Source organism: Pontiella sp., from assembly GCF_041622395.1.
GTDB lineage: Bacteria > Verrucomicrobiota > Kiritimatiellia > Kiritimatiellales > Pontiellaceae > Pontiella.
The window spans coordinates 1-7,363 of sequence record NZ_JBFJYW010000198.1 but is presented as its reverse complement, the minus strand read 5'-3'; the positions used below and the strand labels follow the sequence as shown (position 1 = coordinate 7,363).

6 protein-coding genes are annotated in these 7,363 nt (G+C 62.1%); 3 read left to right on the top strand and 3 right to left on the bottom strand.

The features are described from left to right. Nucleotides 1-103 precede the first annotated feature (103 nt). Genes ABYO54_RS11635 through ABYO54_RS11625 form a run of 3 tightly spaced genes read right to left on the bottom strand, consistent with a single transcriptional unit; the run spans nucleotide 104 to nucleotide 2,894 of the window. Complete coding sequence (locus ABYO54_RS11635) at nucleotides 104-676, bottom strand: mechanosensitive ion channel domain-containing protein (protein WP_372808421.1); 573 nt, start codon at nucleotides 674-676, stop codon at nucleotides 104-106. Continuing rightward, nucleotides 673-1,986, bottom strand: coding sequence for an ATP-dependent 6-phosphofructokinase (locus ABYO54_RS11630; protein ID WP_372808420.1), 1,314 nt, complete (start codon nucleotides 1,984-1,986; stop codon nucleotides 673-675). Before ABYO54_RS11630 ends, ABYO54_RS11635 begins: the two co-directional genes overlap by 4 nt. Next, complete coding sequence (locus ABYO54_RS11625; protein WP_372808419.1) at nucleotides 1,983-2,894, bottom strand: mechanosensitive ion channel family protein; 912 nt, start codon at nucleotides 2,892-2,894, stop codon at nucleotides 1,983-1,985. The genes ABYO54_RS11630 and ABYO54_RS11625 overlap by 4 nt, the downstream gene beginning before the upstream one ends. Before the next feature lie 170 nt (nucleotides 2,895-3,064). On the opposite strand from ABYO54_RS11625, the gene ABYO54_RS11620 reads away from it, so the two are divergent. The 3 genes from ABYO54_RS11620 to ABYO54_RS11610 form a co-directional block, all read left to right on the top strand. Then, on the top strand, nucleotides 3,065-3,829 hold the full coding sequence (locus ABYO54_RS11620) for a methyltransferase domain-containing protein (protein ID WP_372808418.1): 765 nt from the start codon (nucleotides 3,065-3,067) through the stop codon (nucleotides 3,827-3,829). Between the two features lie 4 nt (nucleotides 3,830-3,833). Then, the gene (locus tag ABYO54_RS11615; RefSeq protein WP_372808417.1) at nucleotides 3,834-6,446 is read left to right on the top strand and encodes a DEAD/DEAH box helicase; all 2,613 of its coding nucleotides are present in this window, start codon (nucleotides 3,834-3,836) and stop codon (nucleotides 6,444-6,446) included. Then, nucleotides 6,443-7,363, top strand: a 921-nt coding sequence (locus ABYO54_RS11610; protein WP_372808416.1) for a helix-turn-helix domain-containing protein, incomplete at its 3' end; no start/stop codon positions are given. The genes ABYO54_RS11615 and ABYO54_RS11610, both read left to right, overlap by 4 nt.

Genomic DNA, 7,363 nt, shown 5'->3' with positions numbered 1-7,363 from the left:
TGCCGCGGTGAATCCAAAGATGCAGCGAACCCAGTTCCAGTTCGAGCGTCTGACCGCAGGCTAAAGAATGCGGATTCCAGAGTTGGGAATAATCGACCATCTTCTAAGGCTCCTGTCGCTTGCCGGCCGCCGCGGCTTTGGCGGCTTCATTCGCCCCCGCCGGCGCAGCGGACGAAGAGGCGGCGTGTTTTTGTACACGGATATATTTCTGGAAGAACAGCGAATTCGGAACGTTGATATAATCGAGCTCCTCGTTACGCAGCACGGTATAGAAGGTATTGATGGCCAGCACCTGTCCCTTGATTCCGTCCGGCATCACTTCAATGACATCTTCAATCCGGAAGGGCGTCGTAAAGAAGAGCAGAATCCCGGCGAGGATGTTTCCCACCAGACTCCAAACCGCGAAAAACGCAATGGCAATGACCGCCACCGCACTCGAAACCGTGAGCCAGACATGCCGGAAACTGAGCCCCCAAATCAGGATCAACCCAACCACGGCAATCCCGAACGACAGCAGCCGAAGCAGTTTGCGGATCGCAAAATAGCGCGACTGGCGCAGCCCTTTGCTTACATGCGTTTTTTTCGCCGATCGTTTAAACAGCAGGAATCCGCAGTAGTTCAAAACCAAAAAGCATACGGAATAAATCAGGCGGAGGAGATTGGGTTCGATCTTCATCGGCAGGACTCTCCGTTCCGGGCCCCTTCGGCAAGACAGGGCTGGCCCGTCGCCTCCAGTACCGTGCGCCACAGACTGCCCCCCGGATTGATCTTGCGGCGGCCCTGGGTGACCAGCTCCAGCGGCACATGCACGTAGTGGCCGCTCCAGCGGCTGACCATCATGGCGGTTTTGCCGGCCATGGCGGCATGCACGGCGGCGTGCGCCAGCCGCGTGCAGTAGATGCGGTCCGTGCCGCAGGCGGGCGCGGACCGGACGGAATAGCCCGGATCGAGGTATTTCAACTTCACCGGCTTTCCGATTTCGTTGAAGTGCGACTCGATGCGCTCGCACAACAACTCGCCGATGTCCTGGTGCAGCTTGTTGCCGCTGGCGTCGCGCCGCACTTTCAGTCCGTGGAAATGTTCCTGCCCGGCGCCCTCGGCCACCACGATCACGGCATGGTCTTTGCGTTCGAGCCGCTGCTCCAGAAAGCCGAGCAATCCGTCGGCGCCCTCCATGGCAAACGGCACTTCGGGCACCAGCACCACGTTGGCCTCGAGCGAGGCCAGCGCCGCGCAGGCGGCGATGAACCCGCTATCGCGCCCCATCACCTTCACGATGCCGACGCCGCGTTCGGTGGAGCGCGCCTCGACGTGGGCGTCGGAGATGACCCGCGCGGCGATGTCCACCGCCGTGTCGAATCCGAACGTCTGGTCGACCCACAAGATATCGTTGTCGACCGTCTTCGGGATTCCGATAACGGACACGCCGTCCAAGACCCCGGCCAACTCCAGCGCCCCGCGCTGGGTTCCGTCGCCGCCGATCACGAACAGTTTGGAGATGCCGAATTCCCGCATGCGCTCGGCCATCACGGCAACATCCTGGGCTCCGCGGCTGACGCCGAGCACCGAGCCGCCGTCGCGGTGGATTTCGTCCACGTTGTCGGGCGTCAGTTCGAAGGGTTCGAGCCCGGCGGGGGTGAGCCCGGCATAGCCATAGCGGATGCCCAGCACCCGCGACACGCCATAATGGTGCCACAGGCTCATCACCAAGCCGCGGATGACATCGTTGAGCCCCGGGCAGAGGCCGCCGCAGGTCACGATGGCGACGGTCATGTTGGCGGGGTCATCCGTAATCCATTCGCGCGGTCCCGCGCGCTCGAACACGGTTTCGGGGTCGTCGAGCTCCTGGGTGATGCACGGGTAGACCCGCACCCGATCATGTTCGGTGCGGTAGCGGATGGCGGTGGTCGGGTCGCAGCCGGCAAAGCGCAGGGGAGACGGGAAACGGGCTTCGGCGGCAACGGGGACTTTCGTGTTTATGGTCATCTTGGGGACTCCGGAACAGATGGTTTCGATTGATTCAGATGGTAGAGGCGGGTGGTCGGGTAGGCGAGATCAATGTTCGGCTCGGCGGCAAAGGCTTCGAGGATATCCTCCCAGATTTTCTGCTGGGTCCCGCGGCGCTGGCGCGGATCGACCAGATAGCGGATGGTGAGCAACACACCGGAATCCTTGACGGACGTGTAGACGGTGGGCGTCAGCTTGCCGGCCACGATCAAATATTTGCGGGCGGCGCGGCGGATCTGCTCCTGCGCCCCGAGCGAGAGGCTTTCGGCGTTTTCCCGGCCGATGGTCAGCAGCAGTTGCTTCGCCTTCTTCCAGTCGCTTTCAAAAGTGATCAGCACGGGCACCTCGTTCCAGATGTATTCGAAACCGATGTGGGAATTGGCGCAGGGGATGCGCATCGCCAGGCTGTTGGGCACATGGACGATTCGTCCGGTACTCTGGTCGGCATCGACCCAGTTGCCGACCTCGACGACACTGAACTGAAAAAGCCGGACGTCGATCACATCGCCTTGCACCTCGCCGATTTCGATGCGGTCGCCCACCCGGAACGGTTTGCGCGCTTCGATGAAAATGAAGCCGGCCATGTTGGCGATCGTATCGTGCAGCGCGACGGCCAGGCCGGCGGACGCCAGACCGAGGAACGTACCGAGCGAGGCCATTCCCTTGAACCAGATGGAGCCCAGCATCACCACCAACACAACGGTATAGCAATAGGTGATCGTCTTGCGGGCGTGGTAGCGCCGTTTGTCGTCGCTGATTTTCCGGCCCACCAACCAGTTGGTCAGCATCTTGACGAAAAACAGGATAATCACCCCCTCCGCCGTGTAGACCAGCCTTTCGGCCAGCGGAACGGAGAGGTTCAACAACTCAGCAATCTCAATAATCATGGTCCACCTTTTGTAGAAGTCCCACTTACTCCGAACGCCCTTCTTTGTAAAGCCGATCGACTTCGGCTCGATCAAACACGAGTATGCGGGCGGCGGCTTTTCAGGGCAAGCGGAGGATTGCATTGATCGGGGGAATGCCGCAAGGTGCGCGGCTGTTCAGGAGAGATGCAATGATCGGAAACCGTTTTTCAGCCGCCGCCGCAACCTACGACCGCCACGCCCGCCCGCAACTGGCTCTGGCGCAATCCGTCGTTTCCATGCTTCCGGAAATGTACCCCGAGCAGATTCTCGAACTCGGTTGCGGCACCGGACAGCTGACCCGCCTGCTGACGCAGACCTTCCCGGAAGTGCTGATCGACGCGGTCGACGTGGCCGAGAAAATGATTGAACACAGCCGCGCCAAGTTTGCCCGATATCCGCACATCAACTGGATCGTCGGCGATGCGCAGACCTGGTGGGGCGGCGAGCGCTACCCGCTGATCGTCTCCAGCTCGGCGCTCCATTGGGTGGCCGACCTCAAGGCGACGTTCGAAAACATTTTCGAACTGCTGGAGCCCGGCGGCACCTTTTCGCTGGGAATGATGCTCCAGGGGACGCTCAAGGAACTGCATAGCCTGCGCGGCGAGATTTGCCCCGAAAAGACGCCGGCGATCACCCTGCCCACCTACGAGGAAACCAAGGCCTGCCTGCAAGAGGCCGGCTTCCAGCTCGAACGCCGGAAACATTCCGAGGAAGAGATCGTCTACGAGGATGCCAAGGCGTTCCTCAAGGCCATCCACGAACAGGGCGTGACCGGCGGCAAGGTCAGCACGGGCAACGCCCCGCTCAACCGCTCCGAACTCAGCCAGCTCGTCGCCGACTATCAGGAAGCCTTCGCCTCCGACGGCGGCGTCTACGCCACCTACGAAACCGCCACCTTCCTGCTGACCAAATAGAGAGATGATCCCCGGCAAGCTCGAACTCAGCCCGCACGGCAGCGTCATTTGTCGCGATGGGGCCTTGGCGGCGTTTTCCGAATCCGACGCGGCGGGGCTGATCGGGTTGGCCGGGCATAAGCCCGACGCCGAGACCGATGCCTCGACCAACTATTGGCGCGCATTCGGCGGCCGGTTTCTGCGGGCGCTCTGCCACATCCCCGAGGGCGAAGCGCTGGCGGTGCCGCCGCCATCGCCGGCCGAGCTCGCGGAAATCGTATTAAACGCCCCGCCGATGCGCGGCGCGGAATATCTTTCGCCCGACGTGCTGTCAGCGATCTGGAAGCGGATGGAAGCGTGGACGCGGGAGCAGCAAACCGAAACGGGGCTGGCCGGTTTTCTGGAAACGCATGCGCCGCTTTGGTCGCGCGTGGGCCGCGTTACGCTGCACCTGGCTGAAAACAAGGGCGATCCCGAATATACGTTCGCGTTCATGGCCACCTATGCCGCCGGCCTCACCCAGGCCGGGCGCGTGCAGCAATTGCCGCTGGGCAAAGCGCTCAAGGAATACGCGGGCGCCAACAACAAGCCCGCTCTGCTCAAGTTGCTCGCGCCGATCAACACCGCCGCAAAGAACAATCCGTTGTTGGCGGATCTGGTGGAAACGGGCGACATTTTTCATCCGCTCGTCTGGCTACCGGACGAGGCCTATGAATTTTTGCAGGGCATCCCCGTTTACGAAGAAGCCGGGTTGCTGGCGCGCCTGCCGAACTGGTGGAAAAAGCGAACGCGCCGCCCGCAGGTGGCGGTTACCATCGGCGAACAAAAAAAGGGCGGTCTGGGGATCAACGCCCTGCTCGACTTCCATTTGGAGGTGGTGGTCGATGGCCAACGGCTCACCCGCGCGGAAATCAACGAATTGCTCGCCGGCGAAGACGGACTGGTATTGCTGCGCGGCCAGTGGGTGGAGGTGGATCGCGAAAAACTCCAGCAGGCGCTCGCGCACTGGGAGGCCATCGAACGGCACGGCGGCATCTCTTTTGCCGAAGGCATGCGCCTCTTGGCAGGTGCGCCCGCCAACCTGAAAAGCGAAGAGGAGCTCGAAGAACATCGCGACTGGGCCTTCACCCAGCCCGGCGAATGGCTGGCCGAAACGCTCGATCAGCTCCGCAACCCCGAACGACTCGCCCCGCCCGAAACCCTCAACGCCAAACTGCGGCCCTACCAAGAGGACGGCCTCAACTGGATTTGGCTCTGCGCCAACATCGGAATCGGCGCCTGTTTGGCCGACGATATGGGGTTGGGTAAAACCATTCAGGTGCTCGCCGCGCTGCTGCGCAAAAAGACCGATGCTCCCGGCGCGAAGCCTGCGCTATTGGTCGTGCCCGCCTCGCTGATCGGCAATTGGAAACGCGAGGCCGCCAAGTTCGCGCCGTCGCTCAACCTCTTCATCGCGCATCGGTCTGAAAACGCGGACGACCTTCATCTCCCCGACCTGGCCGACGCCGATCTGGTCATCACCACCTACGGCATGCTCACCCGGCTGGCCTGGCCGACCGAAACCGAGTGGAGCTGGGCGATCCTCGACGAAGCGCAGGCGATCAAAAACCACTCCACCCGCCAGAGCAAGGCCGTCCGCAAGCTCAAGGCCGAGGCGCGCATCGCGCTGACGGGCACGCCGATCGAAAACCGCCTCGGCGACCTATGGTCGCTGTTCGACTTTCTCAACCCCGGCCTGCTCGGCAACGCATCGCAATTCACCGCGTTCACCAAAGCCATCCAGTCCGGCAACCACGAGCACTATGCCCCGCTCCGCCGCCTGGTGAATCCCTACATTCTGCGGCGACTCAAAACCGATAAGTCGATCATCTCCGACCTGCCCGATAAAACCGAGATGACCGTCTTCTGCGGGCTCAATCCGCCGCAAGCCAAGCTCTACAAACAGTCCGTCCAATCGCTGCTCAACGAGCTGAAAGAGACCGACGGCATCCAGAAAAAAGGGCTGGTACTCACCTACCTCATGCGCTTCAAGCAAATCTGCAACCACCCCGACCAGCTGACGGGCACGGGCGACTATCACCCGCAGCACAGCGCCAAGTTCCAGCGGCTCGCGGAGCTCTGCGCCGAGATCGAATCGCGCGGCGAAAAGGTGCTCGTCTTCACCCAGTTCCGCGAAATCACCGACCCGCTGGCCGACTGCCTCGCCGCCGTCTTCGGCCGCCCCGGCCTGGTGCTGCACGGCGGCACCCCGGTCAAAAAGCGGCAGGAAATGGTCGAGCAATTCCAGCGCGAAGACGGCCCGCCCTTCTTCGTCCTCTCCATCAAAGCCGGCGGCACCGGCCTCAACCTCACCGCCGCCTCGCACGTGGTCCATTTCGACCGCTGGTGGAACCCCGCCATCGAAAACCAGGCCACCGACCGCGCCTTCCGCATCGGCCAAAAGAAAAACGTGCTCGTCCATAAGTTCGTCACTTCCGGCACGCTCGAGGAAAAGATCGACCGCCTACTGACCGAAAAACAAAAGACCGCCGACCAAATCCTCGAAGGCGGCGCCGAAAAAGCCCTGACCGAAATGAGCAACGAGGAGCTGCTCGCCCTCGTCAGCCTTGACCTTGAAACAGAGGAGACCGCCCGATGAGTTGGAACGATTTTGATGACTATCAATATGTGCCCGTTGCCGAGCGGCGGCGGCGAGCACTGCGGAAGATGGACCGGCTGCGCGAAGAGGGGCGGGAAATCCAGCCGATCGAGCCGTTTAAAACGCGCGGGATTGCGACGAGTTTCTGGGGCAAGGCGTGGTGCCGGCACCTCGAAAAGTTTTCGGACTATTCCAACCGCCTGCCGCGCGGCCGCACCTATGTCCGCAACGGCTCGGTCTGCCACCTCGGCATCGAACCCGAAACCGCCAAAGCGATGGTCAGCGGCTCGGAAATGTACGAACTTTCCATCCACATCGAACCGCTGGATCCCGCGAAATGGGACGCAATCAAAAACCGGTGCCGCGGCAAGATCGGCTCGCTGATCGAACTGCTGCAAGGGAAAATCTCCGACGAAATCATGGAAATCGTCACCGACAAAGAGAACGGCCTTTTTCCGCACCCGAAGGAAATCCGGTTCAACTGCAACTGCCCCGACTGGGCCGACATGTGCAAACACATCGCCGCCGCGATGTACGGCATCGGCGTCCGCCTCGACACCGAACCGGAGCTGCTCTTCAAGCTGCGCGGCGTCAACCACGAAGAGCTGATTGCCGTCGACGCCGCCATCGACGACCTGACCGCCGGCCGGAGCTCGCGCCGCCGCAGAACACTCGCGGACGATGCCGTCGCCACCGTCTTCGGCGTCGACCTTGAAGAAGAATCCGCGCCACCGTCTCCGCCCACCTTCGAGCCCTCCGCCGCGTGCGTCCGCGACTTGCGGGAACAGCTTGGGCTCTCCCAACGCGCCTTCGCCGCCCGGCTCGGCGTTTCCGCGGCCTCGGTCAAAAACTGGGAAAACGCCGACGGCCCGCTCAACCTCCAAGCCCAATCCCGCGCGGCACTCGAAACCTTGTTC

What these genes read in the sequence shown, in the direction of transcription:
- ABYO54_RS11630 (WP_372808420.1), bottom strand. Translation starts at nt 1,986, where the DNA reads ATGACCATAAACACGAAAGTCCCCGTTGCCGCCGAAGCCCGTTTCCCG.
- ABYO54_RS11625 (WP_372808419.1), bottom strand. Translation starts at nt 2,894, where the DNA reads ATGATTATTGAGATTGCTGAGTTGTTGAACCTCTCCGTTCCGCTGGCC.
- ABYO54_RS11620 (WP_372808418.1), top strand. Translation starts at nt 3,065, where the DNA reads ATGATCGGAAACCGTTTTTCAGCCGCCGCCGCAACCTACGACCGCCAC.
- ABYO54_RS11635 (WP_372808421.1), bottom strand. Translation starts at nt 676, where the DNA reads ATGAAGATCGAACCCAATCTCCTCCGCCTGATTTATTCCGTATGCTTT.
- ABYO54_RS11615 (WP_372808417.1), top strand. Translation starts at nt 3,834, where the DNA reads ATGATCCCCGGCAAGCTCGAACTCAGCCCGCACGGCAGCGTCATTTGT.